We start from the raw sequence: 18,331 nt of genomic DNA, 5'->3' as shown, positions 1-18,331 counted from the left end.
CCCCTCCACCTCGCCGGCGACGCCGAACCCCACCCCGCCGACACCGATTCCCCGCAGACTCCCCCCGGCACCGGCACCCAGCCCGCCCACCACGAGCCCCCTGACGTCACCCGCCACGCCGGCCCCGACCCCGCCCAGCACGACGCCGCGCGCGTCGCCTCCCGCGCCCGCGCCGATCCCCGCGGCCACGATCCCCCGCAGGTCGCCCCCGCTCCCCACGCCGAGCCCGGCCAGCATGATCCCCCAGACGCGCTCCCCCGCCCCCATTCCGAGCAGCGAGATCCCCACGCCGCCCAGCTCGTCGGTGGCCTCGATCCCCGCCGCCACCTGGATCCCCTGCACGTTCCGCCCGCCGGTCAGCGGGACGCCGAGCGCCAGTCCCATCACATCGCCGTGCCCGCCGTCGTACGGCCGCCAGATGGTGGCGTTCACCCCGCGCACACGGCGCAGGCGCGAATCGCGATAGTTGAGCCTCACCCCGGTCCACTCGCGCGAGTCGCCGATACTGAGCCCGGTGCGGTTGGGGCCGATGTCGAGGGCGCGGTCACCCGCCTGCGCGTGCAGCGCGCGCGGGGCGGCAAACAGGCAGGCGAGGGCGAGGGTGGGGATGACACGCTTCATGGTCGGTCGGCAGTCTGGTCATGTGACGGGCGCCACATCGCAACACGGCGCGCGGGCGCTCCAATCCCTGCCTACGCGCACCGTTCGACGGGAGGTTTCAGGACCTGCAGGAATTCCACGAAACCGAACGCCCCCCTCCCCCGTTCACCCCTCGAACGCCCCGCCACCCGCGGTCGGCGACCCGAATGTGCCGGAGGAGCGACGTGCAAGCCGCAGGAGCCAGCCGCAGCATCCACCACCCCGCCCGATGGCGCGGTGGGACTCGAGTGGAGGGGAATCCATGGGCGTGACCCGCATCCCGCAGTGGCTCCGCCAGGCGCTCGTCTTCGCCGGCGCGTGGCACCTCGCCCTCGGCGTGACGATGATCCTCGCCCCGTTCGCGTTCTACGACCTGGCCGGGCTCCCCCGCCCCAACTACCCGCAGGCCTGGCAAGCGGTCGGCACGCTCACCGCGTCCATGGGGCTCGGCTACGCCATCGCGGCCCGCAACCCGCTCCGCTACTGGCCCGTCGTCCTGATCGGCTGGATCCCGAAGGTCATCGTCCCGATCGGCTTCCTCTGGTACACCGCGTCCGGGCAACTCCCGCTCGCCTTCGGGTCGCTCGTCCTCGTGCACGACGTCGCGTGGCTGGCCCCGTTCACCATGCTCCTGTGGCTGGCGGTGCGCGAGCAGGCGGCGGGCGAATACCCGCGTTCGACGTTCCGCGGGACGCTGCGCGACGCGCTCTCGCACGCCATCACCGACCGCGGCGAGTCGCTCCTGGAGCTGTCCGAAACCGCCCCGCGCCTGGTCGTCTTCCTGCGCCACAGCGGGTGCATCTTCTGCCGCGAGACGCTGGGCGACCTGCACAAGCTCCGCTCGGCGATCGAGGCCACCGGGGTCAAGCTCGCCGTGGTCCACATGGGAATGCCCGACGAGGGCGAGGAGCTCCTCGCGCGCTACCAGCTGCAGGGGGTCGACGCGGTCAGCGACCCCCTCCGCGAGCTGTACCAGGCGTTCAACCTGAAGCAGGGGACCTTCGCCCAGCTCTTCGGCCCGCGCGAGTTCGCCCGCGGCTTCGTGGCCACGCTCAAGGGGCACCTGGTGGGGCTCTTCCAGGGCGACGCCTTGCAACTGCCGGGGGCCTTCGTGGTGTCGCGCGGACAGGTGCTGCGCTCGTTCCGCCACCGCTCGGCGGGCGACCGCCCGGACTACGTGGCCCTGGCCCGCGGGGAGTGCGACGTCCCGCAGTCGCAGGCGCGAGGGAACACGGCGGCCTGACGGTGCTGTCGGGTCGCGTGCCCGGCGGCACGCACCCCCGGCGGCGACCATTCAGGTGTCCGCATCCAGCTCCCATTCGGTGCCCTCTTCGCGTAGCCGCAGGCGCGGCCCGGACGACGGGAGCTCGACACGCTCATAGATGACCGACAGCGGGAGGGTGACGTCTATCGAGGCCAGGAAGATCTCCTGCTCGTCTTCGAAGACCTGATGCACCCAGGATGCGTCGTGCTCCCTGAGGTACGCGTCGACGCGCCTGGCATCCTGCGAAACGATCAGGTAGCCCCTCAGCGAGTCGAGCCCGAGATACGCGCGCCGCTTCTCCCCGCGATCGATGCGCTCGGTCGAGGGTGACGTCACCTCCACGACGTACGTCGCCGCCACCTCGGTATCGGTCTCCGCCGACACATCACCACAGGCGACCATCACGTCAGGGACAAAGACGTTTCGCAAGACCCTGAGCTTGCGATTGCCCGTGAAGAGTCGGCACGCTCCCCGTCGCAGGACATTCCACAGGTACCCCGTCACGTTGCTGGCGATGACGCCATGGCGGCTCGTGCCACCAGTCATCGCGTACACGAAGCCGTCCACGTACTCGTGTCGCGCCTCGACCGTCTCGTCGAAGGCGAAGTACTCCTCCAACGTCATGGGCGTGGGGTGTGACAGGGGGCTGGTCATGCGCCGAGCATAGGCTCGGCTCGGCGGCCGAGTCAAGCGCGAACGCAGCACGTCGTACCGTTCCGTTGCGCCCACGCACCTGCTCGCTGTACGCTTCGAAGGGGCCTCCACCGCCCTCCCCCGCAATGTCTCCCTCCCGCCGCTTCCTCGTGGTCGACGACGAGCGCCAGATCAGGCGCGCCGTGGCGCACGTGCTGGAACCGCTGGACGGGAAGGTGAGTGAGGCCGCATCGGGGCGTGAAGCGCTGACCATCGCCGCCGCCGAGCAGCCAGCGCTCGTCGTGCTCGACCTCGGGCTCCCCGACATGGATGGCACGGAGGTCTGTCGCGAGCTGCGCCGGTGGAGCGAAGCGCCCATCCTGGTCCTGACGGCGCGGCACGATGACGAGGCAACGGTCGCGGCGCTCGATGCGGGGGCCGACGACTACGTGACGAAGCCGTTCTCGACGCCGGCCCTGCAGGCGCGCGTGCGCGCCCTCCTCCGCCGCGCGGGCCGGCCCAACGCGGGAGAGCCGGAACGGACGGCGATCGAGGCGGGGGCGTTGCGCATCGACCTGGCGGCGCGCACGGTGACACGCGGTGGCGAACGGGTGCACCTGACACCGACCGAGTACGACCTGCTGGCGACGCTGGCCACGCACGCGGGGCGCGTGATGACGCACACGCAGCTCTTCTCCGCCGTGTGGAAGGGGCGGGTCTTCGGCGACGCGCAGGGGCACCTGCGGGTGCACGTGGCCCACCTGCGCCGTAAGCTCGAGGACGACCCGGTGCGTCCCCGCCACCTGCAGACGGAGCTTGGTGTGGGTTATCGCTTCGTCGTCGATTGAGGTGGTGCCCCCTTGACGGATCGCACCGGGACGCGCGACGTGCCACGCGCTGCTGGCAGGGTGATGGGGATGGCCCCGCGCGACGCCTCCCCGCGCCGTTGGCGCCCCCTCCTCTGGCCGCTGGTGCTGGTGGCGGTCATCGCCGTGCTCATGCCGATCCGCGACCGGCTCGACAAGGCGCACATCACGCTCGCGTTGCTCCTGGTGGTCCTTTCCGCCGCCGCCGACGGCGGCCGCCGCGTCGGGTTGCTCCTGGCGGCGCTCGCCTTTGTCGGCTTCAACTGGTTCTTCCTCCCCCCGTACGACACCCTGGTCATCGCCGACCCGCTCGACTGGTTCGTCCTCCTCGCCTTCCTCGGGACGAGCGTGGTGGCGTCGCACCTGTTCCACCGGGTGCAACGCGAAGCCGAGGAGGCGCGGGCGCGCACCGGTGAGGTCGCGACGCTCGCGTCGTTGGGTGCGGAGGCGATGACGGCGCCGCGCGCCGACGGCGCGCTGCGGGTGGTCGCCAACACGGCGCGCCAGGCGCTGGGGGTGGCGGCGACGCGGGTGCACGTGCAACGCGACGACGGTACGAGTACCGACGGTACGAGCGCCGACGGCACGAGCGCCGATGCGGCGCCGCGGGGGGGCCTGACGGGAACCGGGGCCACGCCGGCGACGGGTGCGCTCGACACGGTGACATCGGGCGACGAGCACCCGGCGGGTGTCGACCTCGAGCCGGTGCAGCTCGCGCTCGCCCGCGGCGCGCGCGTCGCCGTGCTCGAGGGGAGCGTCGTGCGTGTCATCCCTCACGACGGACGCTCGCTCGAGTCGGCGCTCGCCGGCACGCGGGTGCATCGCCTCCTCGTCCCCCTCCTCGGCGGCGCACGCACCATCGGCGTCCTCGACGTCGAGGACCGGGCAGGGCTCTCCCTCGACGGCGCGCGCGAGCGCCTGTTGTCGGCGCTGGCCTACTACGCCGCGTTAGGCGCCGAGCGCGCGCGACTGGAGCGGACGACCGAGCACCTCGAGGCGCTGCGCGAAGCCGACCGGATGCGCAGCGCCGTGCTGGCCTCGGTGTCGCACGACCTGCGCACGCCGCTCACCACGATCAAGGCGCTCGCCCACGAGATGGGCACGCTGGGCGACGAGCGCTCCGAGGTGATCGAGCAGGAAGCCGACCGCCTCAACCGATTCGTGACCGACATGCTCGACATGTCGCGACTGGCCAGCGGGCGCGTCTCGTTGCAGGTGGCGGTGACGCCGGTGGACGAGCTCCTCTCGGCGGCGCTGCAACAGGTGGAAGGCAGTTTCGGCGCGCGCCGCATCGCGGTACGGCTCCCCCCCGGCGACGCCCTCCCGCTGGCGCGCTTCGACCTCACGCACGCGGTGCGCATCGTGGTGAACCTCCTCGAGAACGCCCGCAAGTACGCCCCGGGTGACGCGCCGGTGGAACTGATGGTGGCGCGCGAGGGCGACAGGCTGGCCGTCCATGTCGCCGATCGCGGGCCGGGCGTTGCACCTGGTGAGGCGGAGCGGATCTTCGAGGCGCTCTATCGCCCCGCGTCGTCGCGCCCCGACGAGGGGAGCGTCGGGCTCGGGCTGGCCATCGCCCGCGGGCTCGCCGAAGCGCAGGGCGGGACGCTCACCTACGCCCCGCGCGACGGCGGTGGCAGCGTCTTCACGCTGCGCCTCCCGGCCGCCGAGCTGACCGAGATCGACGCGGGGTAGCGGGCGACCGGGACGCCTCGGCGCGCCCGGCGGCACCGCGCCACTCCTTCATGCGACCTTAACGCCGCCCGCCGCGGCGTTTGCGCGCCCTTCACGGCACGACGGGCAACGTGTGTCCCGTACGGCGCGACGCTCGTCCCACCGCATCGGCTGGACCATGGCGAGCGGCGCCTCCGCCTCATGGAGGGCACGTGCTCGACCTGGCCTACACGCTCATCATCGTGGCCTTCTTCGCGCTGATGCTCTGGTACGTGCGGGGCTGCGCGCGGCTGGGACGGTCAGCCGTCGACGGCGGCGAGGAGCGAAACGCATGACGCCCGACGTGGTACTCGCCCTGACCATCTCGGCTGCGCTCCTCGGCTACCTGCTCTACACGCTGCTTCGGCCGGAGAAGTTCTGATGACGGGCAACGGCTGGCTGCAGATCGCCTTCTTCTCGCTCTGCGTTCTGGCGGTGGCCAGGCCGCTGGGGGCGTACCTCGTGCGTGTCTACGACGGCTCGGTGCGCTGGCTGGCGCCGGTGGAGCGCGCAATCTATCGCGTCTCGGGCATCGATCCCGCCGAGGACCAGCACTGGACGCGCTACGCCGCGGGAGTGCTTCTCTTCTGCGTGGCGTCGATGCTGCTCACGTACGCGGTGCTGCGCCTGCAGCACCTCTTCCCGCTCAACCCGCAGGGGTTGTCGGCGCTCCCCCCGCGCCAGGCCTTCGAGACGGCGGCGTCGTTCACCACCAACACCAACTGGCAGTCGTACGGCGGCGAGTCGACGATGTCGTACCTGTCGCAGATGACGCAGCTGGCCTTCCACAACTTCGTCTCCGCCGCGGTGGGGATGGCCGTGGCGGTGGCGTTCGTGCGCGGCATCGCCCGCCGCAGCGCCGGCAAGCTGGGGAACTTCTGGGTCGACACGGTGCGCGGGACCCTCTATGTGCTCCTCCCCCTGTCGCTCGTCTTCGCGCTCGTCCTCGTGCAGCAGGGGGCGATCCAGAACTTCAGCTCCTACGTGGAGCTTTCAACACTCGAGGGGGGCCGGCAGGTGCTGGCGATGGGGCCGGTGGCGAGCCAGGAGGCGATCAAGCAGCTCGGCACCAACGGCGGCGGCTTCTTCAACGCCAACTCGGCGCACCCGTTCGAGAATCCCACGCCGTGGACAAACTTTCTGCAGATGCTCGCGATCCTGGCCATCCCGTCGGCCATGACGTACATGCTGGGGCGGATGGTGCGGAACCAGCGCCACGGGTGGGCCGTGTGGAGCGCGATGTTCGTCCTCTTGGCCGGCGGGGTGACGATCGCCTACACGTCCGAGGCGCGCGGCAACCCGATCCACGCCGCGCGTGGGCTCGACGTCGCGACCACCGGCACCACCCCCGGCGGCAACATGGAGGGGAAGGAGGTGCGCTTCGGCATCGCCAACTCGGCACTGTTCGCCACCGTGACCACCGCCGCCTCGTGCGGGGCGGTGAACAGCATGCACGACTCGTTCACCCCGTTGGGCGGCCTGGTCCCGCTGGTGAACATGCAGCTGGGCGAGGTCGTCTTCGGCGGTGTGGGGGCGGGGCTCTACGGGATGCTGGTGATGGTCATCCTCACCGTCTTCATCGCCGGGCTGATGGTGGGGCGCACGCCGGAGTACCTCGGCAAGAAGATCCAGGCCCGTGAGGTGCAAATGGCCATGCTCTACGTCCTCGTCTTCCCGGCTGCCATCCTGGTGACGACGGCGCTCTCCGTCGCCGTGCCGGCCGGACTTGCAGGGCTCAACAACCAAGGGCCGCACGGGCTATCGGAAATCCTGTACGCCTTCTCCAGCGCCGCGGCCAACAACGGGAGCGCCTTTGCCGGGCTCACCGGCGGCACCGCGTACTACAACACGCTGTTGGGCCTCAGCATGCTCACCGGTCGCTTCCTGATGATGGTCCCGATGCTGGCGCTGGCGGGCTTCCTGGCCGAGAAGCAGCAGGCGCCCGACTCGGCGGGGACCTTCCCCGTCACCTCGCCGCTCTTCGTGACGCTCCTGGTCGGCGTGATCGTGATCGTCAGCGCCCTCACCTTCTTCCCGGCCCTCGCCCTGGGACCGATCGTCGAGCACCTGGCCATGGGCGCGGGGAGGCTCTTCTAGGATGTCCGTCTCCAAACGCCCCCTCTTCGACCCGCCGATCGTGAAGCGGGCCGTGCGCGACGCCGTCGCCAAGCTCCACCCCCGCGCCATGGTGCGGAACCCGGTGATGTTCGTCGTCTTCATCGGCTCGCTCCTCACCTCGCTCGTCCTCGTGCGCGACCTGGTTCAAGGGGCCGGCCACATCGGCTTCACCGTGCAGCTGGCGGTCTGGCTCTGGTTCACCGTCCTCTTCGCCAACTTCGCCGAGGCGATGGCCGAAGGGCGCGGCAAGGCCCAGGCCGACACGCTGCGCGCCTCCCGCGCGCAGACCAGGGCCAAGAAGCTCGACGATCCCGCGGACCGCCACCGCTTCTACTTCGTCCCGTCGAGCGAGCTGGAGCGGGACGACCACGTCGTTTGCGAGCCGGGCGACATCATCCCCAGCGATGGCGAGGTGGTCGACGGCGTGGCCTCGGTCGACGAGTCGGCGATCACGGGCGAGTCGGCTCCCGTGATCCGCGAGTCGGGGGGCGATCGCTCGGCGGTGACCGGCGGGACCAAGGTCCTCTCCGACTACCTCGTCATCCGCATCACCGCCGGCCCGGGAGAGACCTTCCTCGATCGGATGATCGCCCTCGTCGAAGGGGCGGCGCGCCAGAAGACGCCCAATGAGGTCGCGCTCACCATCCTCCTGTCCGGGCTGACCATCGTCTTCCTCTTCGCCGTCGTGACGCTGCAGCCGTTCGCCCTCTACTCCGGGACATCGGTCGGGACGCCGGTGCTGGTGGCGCTCCTCGTCTGCCTCATCCCGACGACCATCGGCGGGCTCCTCTCGGCCATCGGGATCGCCGGGATGGACCGGATGATCCAGCAGAACGTGATCGCCATGAGCGGGCGGGCGGTGGAGGCGGCGGGAGACGTCAACACGCTCCTTCTCGACAAGACCGGGACCATCACGTTAGGCAACCGGCAGGCGGTCTCGTTCCACCCGATGCCGGGGGTCGACGACGCCTATCTCGCCGACCGCGCGCAGCTCGCCTCGCTGGCCGATGAGACGCCGGAGGGACGGAGCATCGTGGTACTGGCCAAGAACGCATTCGGGATCCGTGCCCGTACGCTCACCGACGGGACGCGCCCCGCCGGCACAGACGGCACAGACGGCACAGAGGGCACCGACGGCACCGACGGCACCGACGGCACAGCATCCTCGACATCACACGACGAGGAGCACGTCCGCCTGGCGTTTCTTCCCTTCTCGGCGAGCACGCGGATGAGTGGCGTCGACACGCCCACGCACGAGCTGCGGAAGGGGGCCGGCGACGCCGTGTCGCGCTGGGTGCACGCGCACGGCGGCAACGGCAACGCCGAGTTGCGACCGCTGGTGGAGCGGATCGCCCGCGAAGGGGGGACGCCCCTCGTGGTCGCCGAGCGCGCGGTGGGGATGGCCGCGGCCGCCGGGCACGGCGGCGCGCGCATCCTCGGTGTGATCTACCTCAAGGACGTGGTGAAAGGAGGGATGCGGGAGCGCTTCGAGCGGCTGCGGGCGATGGGGATTCGCACGGTGATGATCACCGGCGACAACCCGCTCACCGCCGCCGCCATCGCGCAGGAAGCGGGGGTCGACGACTTCCTGGCCGAGGCCAAGCCCGAGGACAAGATGGCGCTCATCAGGCGCGAGCAGGGCGGGGGGAAGCTGGTGGCGATGACCGGAGACGGGACCAACGATGCCCCGGCGCTGGCGCAGGCCGATGTCGGGGTCGCGATGGGGAGTGGGACGCAGGCGGCGAAAGAGGCGGGGAACATGATCGACCTCGACTCCAACCCGACCAAGCTGATCGAGGTGGTGGAGATCGGGAAGCAACTCCTCATGACCCGGGGAGCGCTGACGACCTTCTCCATCGCCAACGACGTGGCCAAGTACTTCGCCATCATTCCAGCGATGTTCGTGGCCGCCTATCCCGAGTTGGGGGCGCTCAACATGATGCGCCTGCACTCCAGCACGTCGGCGATCCTGGCCAGCGTGATCTTCAACGCGCTGGTCATCATCGCCCTCATCCCGCTGGCGCTGCGCGGAGTGAAGTACCGCCCGGCCGCGGCGGGGACGATCCTCCGCCACAACCTCGTCGTCTACGGACTCGGCGGACTTCTCGTTCCCTTCGTGGGGATCAAGCTCCTCGACATGGCGCTCGTCGTCCTCCGACTGGTCTAGGGAGATGCCCATGCTTCGCAAGCAGTTGCGTCCGGCGATCGTCCTCACGCTCGTGCTCTGCCTGATCACCGGGGGGGTGTACCCCGGCATCGTCACCGGCATCGCCCAGCTCGTCTTTCCCCGCCAGGCCAACGGCTCGCTCGTTGAGGTGGACGGGCGCGTGGTGGGGAGCGCGCTCATCGGGCAGCCGTTCACGCAGGACTGGTACTTCCACCCGCGTCCGTCGGCGGCGGGGAGCGGCTACGACGGCGCTGCCTCCGGGGGGAGCAACAAGGGGCCCACCGACCGCACGCTGGCCGACACGCTCATCGCCCGGGCGGTGGACGAAGCCGTGCGCCGCGACGGCGCCGCACGAGGGGCGATCCCCACCGACATGGCGACGCGCTCGGCGTCGGGGCTCGATCCGCACATCTCGCCGGCCAACGCCGCGCTGCAGGTGGCGCGGGTGGCGCGTGCGCGCGGCGTGGACAGCGCGGCGGTGCGCGCCCTGGTCGTCCGGCACGTGGAGGGGCGCCAGTTCGGCTTCTTCGGCGAGTCGCGCGTGAACGTCCTGCTCCTCAACATCGCCCTCGACTCGGCGTTTGCGCGGCCGCGAGCGGCCACGTCACGAGACGCCGTGCCCCGGCGCGACGGCGGGATCCACCTCTCGCACCTCGCGAGTGAATCGTGGATCTCGCGCGACGGGCGCAGGGCATCCAACGTCCTGCTCGTCGCTTCCCTCGCCCTGACGTTCTAGCGTCGTGACCGATCCAGCCGCCCCCCACGACACCCTCGGTTTCCTCGAGATCCTTCGTCGCCGCGAGCGGGGAAAGCTCAAGGTGTACGTCGGGTCGGCGGCCGGGACGGGGAAGACCTTTCGGATGCTGCAGGAAGCGCACGACCTGCGGCGGCGAGGCGTGGACGTCGTCGTGGGCTTCGTGGAATCGCACGGGCGCGTGGAGACCGAGGCTCAAGTCGGGGACCTGGCGGTCATCCCCCGGCGGCGCATCGCCTACCGCAACGTGTCGCTGGAGGAGATGGACCTCGACGCGATCGTGGCCCGACGCCCGCAAGTCGTCATCGTCGACGAGCTGGCGCACACCAACGTCCCGGGGTCGAGGCACCGCAAGCGGTGGGAGGACGTCCTCGAGCTCCTCGACGAGGGGATCAACGTCATCTCGGCGGTGAACGTGCAGCACCTGGAGTCGCTCAACGACGTCATCCAGCAGGCGCTGGGCGTGACGGTGCGCGAGACGGTCCCCGACTGGGTCCTCGCGTCGGCCGACCAGGTGATCAACCTCGACATCTCCGCCGAGGACCTGCGCCAGCGGCTGCGTGAGGGCAAGATCTATGCGCCGGAAAAGGTGCCCTCCGCGCTGCAGAACTTCTTCACCGACGAGAACCTCACCACGCTGCGTGAACTGGCGCTGCGCGAGGTGGCGAGCTCGGTGGACCGGGTGCGCGAGGAGATCGTGCGCCGCGAGGAAGGAGGGGCACCGGTGCGGACGACGGTCGATCGCATCCTCGTGGCGATGTCGAGCAATCCCACGTACACGGCGCAGCTCCTGCGGAGGGCGAGCCGCATTGCGGGGCGACTCAACACCGACTGGTACTGCATCTACGTGCAGACGCCTGACGAGAGCGCCGAGAAGATCGACAGCGCGGTCCAGCGCAAGCTGGTCGACAACATCCAGATGGCGCAGGCGCTCGGGGCCGAGGTGGTGAAGCTGCAGGGGGAGGACGTGGCCGGCGCGATCGTGCGCTTCGCCCGCGAGCACGGCGTGACGCTCGTCCTGGTCGGGCAGAGCCGCCGCTCGGCGTGGCACCGATGGCGGCACGGCTCGGTGATCAAGCGGCTCATCGACGACGGCGCGGGGCTCGACGTCCTCGTCGTCTCGCTCGATCGGCGCAACGGCACCGAACGGCTCAACACGTCGGAGGAGTGATGCGCGTCGGGCAGCGGTTGTTCCTGGCGGTGGTCCCCGCCATCGTCGGCCTGCTCACGGTGGCGGCGCTCGTGTATTTCGGCGAGTACGCGCGACAGGCGCCCGAGTGGCTCGTGCTGGTGGCGGTGACGGCGGCGCTGGGGTCGGCCGTGCTGGCGTGGCGCAACACGCGGTACGTGACCCAGCGCATCGAGCAGCTGGCGGCGCGGCGCGCGGAGCCCGAGGCATCGAGCGGGGCCGTGCACCGGGCGGCGCAACTGCTCGGGGCCGCGCTGCACCCGCAGCCGTCCGCCGGAGCCGGTGCCGACGAGCTCGACCGCATCGAGACGCTGGTCGAGCGGTTGAGTGACACCCTCGCGCAGGAGCGGGCAGCACAGGCGGCGCGCGCGGAGGCGCTGGCGCAGCGGGAACGCGAGTATGCGTCGCTGGTGGAGCACGCGGTCGCTGGCGCCCTTGAGCAGCTCGAGGAGGTCCGCCTGCCGCTCCACATCCTGTTGGAGAACCGGTTCGGGGAGCTCAACGAGAACCAGGAGGAGATGCTGGGGGCAGCGCGGGCGGCGGCGGAAGCGGCCGACGCCGCCTTCCTCCGCCTGCGCGACGTGGTGCGCCTCGACACCGGGGCGCTTCGCCTGCGCGCCGGGCGCGTGCGCCTGCAGGACGTGATGGAGGGGTTGCTCCCCCCGCTGGGGGTTGCGGCTGGCGAACGGGACGTCGCGGTGCACGCCGACCTGCCGCCCACCCTCCCCGCCCTCGTCGCCGACCGCGGCCGGCTGCAGGAGGCCATCTCGGCCCTCCTGTTCGCCGTCGTGCGCCAGGCGCCGCCGGGCGCGACCATTGCCATTGCCGCGAGCCACGACCGGCAGGAGGTGCAGCTGACGGTAGGAGGCGGCGGCGCGCTGGCGTTGGCCGACACCTCGACGCTGGCCGAGCGCCTCATCCGCGCCCACGGCGGGCGCATCGACCTGCCCCCCGGCCGACTGGTGCTTCACCTCCCCATCGACGGCGCAGCTGTGGTGCCGTGAACGCGCCCGACCGCACGCCACGCCGGATACACGCGTGGCGGTCGTGGTCAGCGGGACAACGGCTCCATGCGTCGCGGGTGGCTCTCGCGCCCATCGTCCGGCCGCTCCACCTTCGCCAGCCGCAACACCGCGTCGCGCACGGACGGCCAGGTGACGCTGCGGGGCGACATGACCTCGTGGTGGGCGGCCTTCGGGACGACGATCACCTCGACGCGGTCGCCGGCGGCGCGGGCGGCGGTGGCCCAGGCCTCGAGCTTCGGGCGCGGCATGATGCGGTCCGACTCGCCGGCGAGCATCACCTGCGGGACGCCCAGCGGGAGGAACGAGCTGGGCGAGGCGTCGTGCCAGCGGTCGGGATACTCGGCCGGGGTGCCTCCCAGGAGCCTGGGGATCGTCCCCTCGCCACACATCGCATCGCCATAGCTGTCGAAGTCGCGCAGGTCGCCGGGACCGCCGAGGGCGACGACGCCGGCCAGGGGGAGCGGATTCCGCGCCGCCAGCGGCGACCCGGCGGCGATCTTGCGCCTGGCGGCAAGCCACAACCCCAGGTGTCCTCCCGCCGAGTGGCCCACGGCGACCACCCGCGTGAGGTCGAGCGGATATTGCCGGGCGATGGCGCGCAGCGCGTCGGCCGCAGCGGCAACGTCGAGGAAGGTCCCCGGCCACCCGCCACCAGGGTTGTCGCGGCGGCGATACTCGACGTTCCACGTGGCCACGCCGGCGTCGCGCAGCGCGTCGGCGAGCGCGGCCGCGTTCTGCGCCGACGCGTAGCCGTGCACCCAGCACCCGCCGTGGATCACGATGGCGACGGCAAACGGCCCCGTGCCGCGCGGGAGTCGCAGCTCGCCGAACTGGAGCGAGTCGGCACCGTAGGCGATGCGGGCGTCGGCCGGCTTGCTGGGGAGGGCGTTGATGTCGGCGGGGCGCAGGAATCCCTGCGCGCCGGCCGTCGCGGGCGCACCGACGGCCAGCGCCAGCGCGACGGTGGTGATGAGACGGGAGACGGGAGTCGGGAGACGGGAGTTCATTGGCGCCCGGGTTGGGGAAGTGTGCCGGCGGCCGCGCACACGGGGCTCCTGCAGGACGGTACCGATCTCCCTGCACGAGGGGAAGCGGCGCTGGGCACCACGCGGTCGCCGGGAGGCGTAGCGGGGAGGCGTAGCGGGGAGGCGTAGCGGGGACCCGCCGGGGTGACGTACGTGCTGGCGCCCCGCGCGCCCGCCCCCTACGTTCCGCCGGCTTGCACACTGGAGCGCGACGGACGTGAGCGATTTGCAGAACGACCTGCAGGCAGCACTCGGCAGCGCCTACACGCTGGAACGCGAGCTGGGGGGCGGCGGGATGTCGCGCACCTTCCTGGCCACCGAGCGCTCGCTCAATCGCCGCGTGGTGGTCAAGGTGCTGGCCCCTGAGCTGTTGCAGGGGCTCTCCGTCGAGCGCTTCAAGCGTGAGGTCCTCCTCGCCGCCGCGCTGCAGCACCCGCACATCGTCCCCGTCCTCTCCACCGGCGACGCCAACGGGCTCCCGTGGTTCACCATGCCCTACGTCGAGGGCGACTCGCTGCGCCAGCGGCTGGCGCGCGGCCCCCTCACGCTGGGCGAGATCACCGCCGTCCTTCGCGACGTGGCGCGGGCCCTCGAGTTCGCACACGAACGCGGGGTCGTGCACCGCGACATCAAGCCCGACAACGTCCTCCTTGCCGGGTCCAGCGCCACCGTCACCGACTTCGGGATCGCCAAGGCGCTCACCGCCGCCCGGACGATGGCACCGGGCGGGACGGCGCTGACCGTCGCCGGGACGGCGATCGGGACCCCCGCCTACATGGCGCCCGAGCAGGCCGCGGGCGACCACACGCTCGACCATCGCGCCGACCTGTATGCCTTCGGGGCGATGGCCTACGAGCTGCTGGCCGGACGCCCGCCCTTCGTCGCCGACTCGCAGGCGCGCCTCATCGCGGCACACTTCAGCGAGGCGCCGCGCGACGTGCGCGAGCTGCGCCCCGAGACACCGCCGGCGCTGGCCGACGTGATCATGCGCTGCCTGGCCAAGGAGGCCGAGGACCGGCCGAGCAGCGCCGCCGAGCTGGTTCGCCTGCTCGACTCGGTCAGCTCCGGCAGCGGCGGCGCCACGATCCCCGAAGCGTTGCGCGGTCCCCAGATGCGGCTCGGACGCGCCCTGGCGATGTGGGGCGGGGCCACGCTCGTGGTCGGCGTCACGGCGTGGGCGGCAACGCGCACCATCGGCCTCCCCGACTGGGCCTTCCCCGGCGCACTGGGGGTGATGCTCGCGGGACTCCCCGCCGTCCTCGGGACGTGGTACGTGCAGCGCACCTCGCACCGCCTCCTGGTGAACCCGCCGACACTCACCCCGGGCGGAAGCTTCCCCGCCCACGGGACGCTGGCCACGATGGCGGTGAAGGCCGCTCCCCACGTCTCGTGGCGCCGCACGTGGATGGGCGGGGCGATCGCCGGCGGGAGCTTCGCCACCTTCCTCGTCGCCTTCATGGTCCTGCGCGCCTTCGGGATCGGCCCCATGGGATCGCTCATGGGGGCGGGGACGTTCGGGAGCAAGGAGACGCTGGTCGTGGCCGACTTCCGCCCCCCCGCGGGCGACTCCACGTTAGGCGCCACCGCCGCCGAGGCGATCCGCACCGACCTGGCGCAGTCGCGGAACCTGAGCGTGATGACGCGCGCCGGGATGCGCGAGGCCACGCGCCTCATGGGGCGCGAGGGGCTGGCCGCCGTCGAATACGACGTGGCGCGCGAGATCGCGACACGCGAGGGAGCGAAGGCGGTCCTCGACGGGTCGATCGAGAAGCTGGGCCCGGCCTACGTCGTCTCGGCGCGGCTGGTGGCCACGCTCGACGGCAAGGAGCTGGCGACCTTTCGCGCCACCGCCGATGACGATGGCGAGCTGATCGCCGCCCTGGGCGCCCTGTCGCGCGAGGTGCGCGGCAAGGTGGGCGAGTCGCTGCGCGACATCCGCCAGGCGCAATCGCTGGAGCGCGTCACCACGTCGTCGCTCCCGGCCCTGCGCAAGTACGTCGAGGCCAGCGACGTCCTGTCGTCGCTCGGCGACACCGAACGCGGGCAGCAGCTGTTGCGCGAGGCGGTGGCGCTCGACTCCACCTTCGCGATGGCGTGGCGCCGGCTGGCGTCGTCGTTCGCGGGGTCGGGGCGCGGGCGGGCCGAGGCCGTCCAGGCCATCGAGAAGGCGTTCGCGCTCCGCCAGCGCCTCAGCGAGAACGAGCGCCTGATCACCGAGGCGGGGTACTGGACCTCCGGCCCCAACCCCGATGTCAACCGCGCCATCAGCGCCTACGAGGCGCTCCTGGCGCGTGACTCCAGCAACCAGGCCGCGCTCAACAACGTCTCGACGCTGTATGCGCGCACGGGAGACCGCGATCGGGCCATCGCAGCGCTGGAGGCGGCCATCAAGGTCCCGCGCCCGTTCGGCGGCGCCTTCACGAACCTCCTCCAGGGCTACGCCGCGCAAGGTGACATCGCCGGGATGGAGCGCACGGCGGCGGAGTTCAAGCGCCGCCTCCCGTCGCACGCACAGCACTGGTATGCGGACGTGCTCATCGCGACGGCCAAGGGAGCGCTCCCCGCCGCGGACTCGATCGCGGTCCATGCCTACCGGGAGGCACGAGGGAGCGGCCAGCGCGACATGAGCTCGTTCCACGCCGGGGGCGTCGCCTTCCTCAGGGGGAGGCCCAAGGAAGGGCTGCGCTGGTTTGCCGCCGGGAACGAGGCCGCCATGGAGGGAAGGGGAAGCACGACACCCGCCCTCATGAGCGGGTTGGACTCCGCCTACATCGCGGCCCTGTTCCTGGAAGACGTGCCGCGGGCCCGGACGCTCCTCGCCCGCGCGCTGGCCCGCGTCCCCATGCAGTCGGTCCCGGCCGCGGAGCGCCCGTGGGAGTATCTCTCGCAGCTTGCGTTCACGCTGAGCGACCCCGCGCTCGCGCGCGAGGCGCTGGCCGGCGTCCGCCGCGACTCGGCGGAAGCGGGCATTCCGAAGGGGCGAACCGAGATGTTCGAGGCGACGATCGCCCACACCGAAGGACGATATGCCGACGCCATCTCGCTCGCGCGCCAGTCGCAACGGCAGTTCTACTTCTCCGAGCGCTTCACGGCCTACATCGTGGGTGACGCGTTCGATCTCGCTGGGTCGCCCGATTCGGCCATCGTGTACTACGAGAAGTTCGCCGCGCACCCCTTGTCCGACTTCGATCTCGATCCGTACTACATCGCCGGCGTCTTCAAGCGCCTGGGCGAGCTGTACGACGCCAAGGGTGACACGGCCAAGGCCGAGCACTACTACCAGCGATTTGCCGATCTCTGGAAGGACGCCGAGCCCGAGCTGCAGCCCAAGGTGCGCCGCGCGCGCGCGCGGATTGCCGAACTGCGGCGTAGCAAGGGGTGAGCGTCACCGCGCGCGCGCGCACCCTCTCCACCGCCCCGTTCCATTCCCCCCGATCCCCGAGCGACTGCATGTCCCGACCCTCGTTCGCGACCCTCGCCGCGGGCGCGGCGCTCGCTGCCGCCTGCGCGTCCGCCGTCCCGGCCCATGCCCAGCAAAAGGCCCCCATCTACACGCCCGGCGCCCTGACCCCCAACCAGCAGCTGGCCCGCGACGTCTACAGGGAGCTGGTCGAGATCAACACCGGGGTGGAAACCGGCGACATCACCGCCGCCGCGCAGGCCATGGCGACGCGCTTCCGCGCCGCCGGGATCCCCGCGAGCGACATCTTCGTGGGCGGGCCGCAGCCGAAGAAGCACAACGTGGTGGCCCGCATCAGGGGGAAGGGATGGCCTAACGCCGGAAAGCCGCTCCTCCTGCTGGCGCACATCGACGTCGTGGAGGCGCTCAAGGCCGATTGGTCGCCCGACCTCGACCCGTTCACCTTCACCGAGCGTGACGGCTACTTCTACGGGCGCGGGACGGCCGACGACAAGGCCATGGCGTCGATCTTCGTGGCCAACGTCTTCCGGATGAAGCAGGAGGGGTGGGTCCCCGACCGCGACATCATCATCGCCCTCACCGCCGACGAGGAGAGCGGGGCGTTCAACGGGGTCGACTGGCTCACGAAGAACCATCGCGAGCTGGTGGACGCGGCGCTGGTGATCAACGAGGGAGGGGGCGGGGTGCTGCGCGACGGGAAGCCGCTGTTCAACGGCGTGCAGGCCGCCGAGAAGATCACGACCAACTTCACGCTGCGGGTCACCAATCGCGGCGGGCACTCGTCGGTGCCGCGCGACGACAATGCCATCACGCAGCTCGCCGACGCCCTGGGGAAGGTGGGGCGCTACAGGTTCCCCGTGCAGCTGAACGAGGTGACGCGCGCCTTCTTCGCCCAGACCGCCAACCTCGAGACGCCCGAGATGGGGCGGGCGATGCGGGCGCTGGTGGCCAACCCCGGCGACGAGGGGGCGATCGCGGCGGTCGCGAAGGACCCGCGCTACAGCGCGATGCTGCGCACCAGCTGCGTGGCGACGGGGCTGAGCGGCGGGCACGCCAGCAACGCCCTCCCGCAGCTGGCCGAGGCGAACATCAATTGCCGCATCTACCCGACGTCGAACGCCGAGGAGGTGAAGGCGACGTTCGAGCGGGTCATCGCCGACACCAACGTGAAGGTCGTGATTCGCACGCAGCGCCCGTCGACGCCGGCCACCGCGCTCGCGCCCGAGGTGATGCGCCCCATCGCGCGGATCACGAAGGAGCTGTGGGGCGACATCCCGATCATCCCGACGATGAGCACCGGGGCCACCGACTCGCGCTTCTTCCGCGCGTTAGGCGTTCCGGCGTACGGCGTGTCGGGGCTGTTCAGCGACCCGGCGGTGGATGCGCGGGCGCACGGACGCGACGAGCGGATGGCGGTGAAGTCGTACTACGAAGGGCAGGAGTTTCTCTATCGGCTGACGAAGGCGTTGGCGTCGGGGGCGGTGGTGCAGTGAGGGACGGGAGTGGGGAGACGGGAG

The 18,331-nt window shown here is 71.4% G+C and carries 13 protein-coding genes and 1 pseudogene; 11 read left to right on the top strand and 3 right to left on the bottom strand.

Annotation, left to right across the window (positions count from 1 at the left end):
* Positions 1-621, bottom strand: a pseudogene (locus tag ABS52_18000) (hypothetical protein).
* 712 nt (positions 622-1,333) lie between these two features.
* Between ABS52_18000 and ABS52_17995 the strand changes: the two are divergent.
* On the top strand, positions 1,334-1,882 hold the full coding sequence (locus tag ABS52_17995; GenBank protein ID ODT00776.1) for a hypothetical protein: 549 nt from the start codon (positions 1,334-1,336) through the stop codon (positions 1,880-1,882).
* A 51-nt stretch (positions 1,883-1,933) separates the two neighbouring features.
* On the opposite strand, the gene ABS52_17990 is transcribed toward ABS52_17995, so the two are convergent.
* Positions 1,934-2,557: a hypothetical protein gene (locus ABS52_17990; GenBank protein ODT00773.1), complete on the bottom strand. Its 624-nt coding sequence runs from the start codon at positions 2,555-2,557 to the stop codon at positions 1,934-1,936.
* A gap of 125 nt (positions 2,558-2,682) precedes the next feature.
* Between ABS52_17990 and ABS52_17985 the strand changes: the two genes are divergently transcribed.
* From ABS52_17985 to ABS52_17950, 8 genes are all read left to right on the top strand, one after another.
* Positions 2,683-3,384, top strand: a complete 702-nt coding sequence (locus tag ABS52_17985; GenBank protein ID ODT00772.1) for a hypothetical protein — start codon at positions 2,683-2,685, stop codon at positions 3,382-3,384.
* 12 nt (positions 3,385-3,396) lie between these two features.
* Entirely contained in the window at positions 3,397-5,097 is a 1,701-nt protein-coding gene (locus ABS52_17980; GenBank protein ID ODT00771.1) for a hypothetical protein, read from the top strand.
* 310 nt (positions 5,098-5,407) lie between these two features.
* Entirely contained in the window at positions 5,408-5,497 is a 90-nt protein-coding gene (locus ABS52_17975; protein ODT00770.1) for a potassium-transporting ATPase subunit F, read from the top strand.
* Positions 5,497-7,212, top strand: coding sequence for a potassium-transporting ATPase subunit KdpA (locus ABS52_17970; protein ODT00769.1), 1,716 nt, complete (start codon positions 5,497-5,499; stop codon positions 7,210-7,212). Before ABS52_17975 ends, ABS52_17970 begins: the two co-directional genes overlap by 1 nt.
* A gap of 1 nt (position 7,213) precedes the next feature.
* The gene (locus tag ABS52_17965; GenBank protein ODT00768.1) at positions 7,214-9,400 is read left to right on the top strand and encodes a potassium-transporting ATPase subunit B; all 2,187 of its coding nucleotides are present in this window, start codon (positions 7,214-7,216) and stop codon (positions 9,398-9,400) included.
* Positions 9,401-9,404: 4 nt separating this feature from the next.
* Entirely contained in the window at positions 9,405-10,136 is a 732-nt protein-coding gene (locus ABS52_17960) for a potassium-transporting ATPase subunit C (protein ID ODT00767.1), read from the top strand.
* A gap of 4 nt (positions 10,137-10,140) precedes the next feature.
* Positions 10,141-11,325 (top strand): histidine kinase, encoded by a 1,185-nt coding sequence (locus ABS52_17955; GenBank protein ID ODT00766.1) that lies wholly within the window; start codon positions 10,141-10,143, stop codon positions 11,323-11,325.
* The gene (locus ABS52_17950; GenBank protein ID ODT00765.1) at positions 11,325-12,347 is read left to right on the top strand and encodes a hypothetical protein; all 1,023 of its coding nucleotides are present in this window, start codon (positions 11,325-11,327) and stop codon (positions 12,345-12,347) included. Before ABS52_17955 ends, ABS52_17950 begins: the two co-directional genes overlap by 1 nt.
* A 47-nt stretch (positions 12,348-12,394) precedes the next feature.
* Here ABS52_17950 and ABS52_17945 read toward each other — a convergent pair whose 3' ends face one another.
* On the bottom strand, positions 12,395-13,318 hold the full coding sequence (locus ABS52_17945; protein ID ODT00775.1) for a hypothetical protein: 924 nt from the start codon (positions 13,316-13,318) through the stop codon (positions 12,395-12,397).
* Positions 13,319-13,610: 292 nt separating this feature from the next.
* Here ABS52_17945 and ABS52_17940 point away from each other — a divergent pair, with 292 nt between their 5' ends.
* Positions 13,611-16,775, top strand: coding sequence for a hypothetical protein (locus tag ABS52_17940; protein ID ODT00764.1), 3,165 nt, complete (start codon positions 13,611-13,613; stop codon positions 16,773-16,775).
* 68 nt (positions 16,776-16,843) lie between these two features.
* On the top strand, positions 16,844-18,307 hold the full coding sequence (locus ABS52_17935) for a hypothetical protein (protein ID ODT00763.1): 1,464 nt from the start codon (positions 16,844-16,846) through the stop codon (positions 18,305-18,307).
* Positions 18,308-18,331: the final 24 nt, after the last annotated feature.

Source organism: Gemmatimonadetes bacterium SCN 70-22, assembly GCA_001724275.1.
Taxonomy (GTDB): domain Bacteria; phylum Gemmatimonadota; class Gemmatimonadetes; order Gemmatimonadales; family Gemmatimonadaceae; genus SCN-70-22.
Note: the sequence above shows the minus strand (reverse complement) of the source record. Positions and strands in the feature narration are given on the sequence as shown.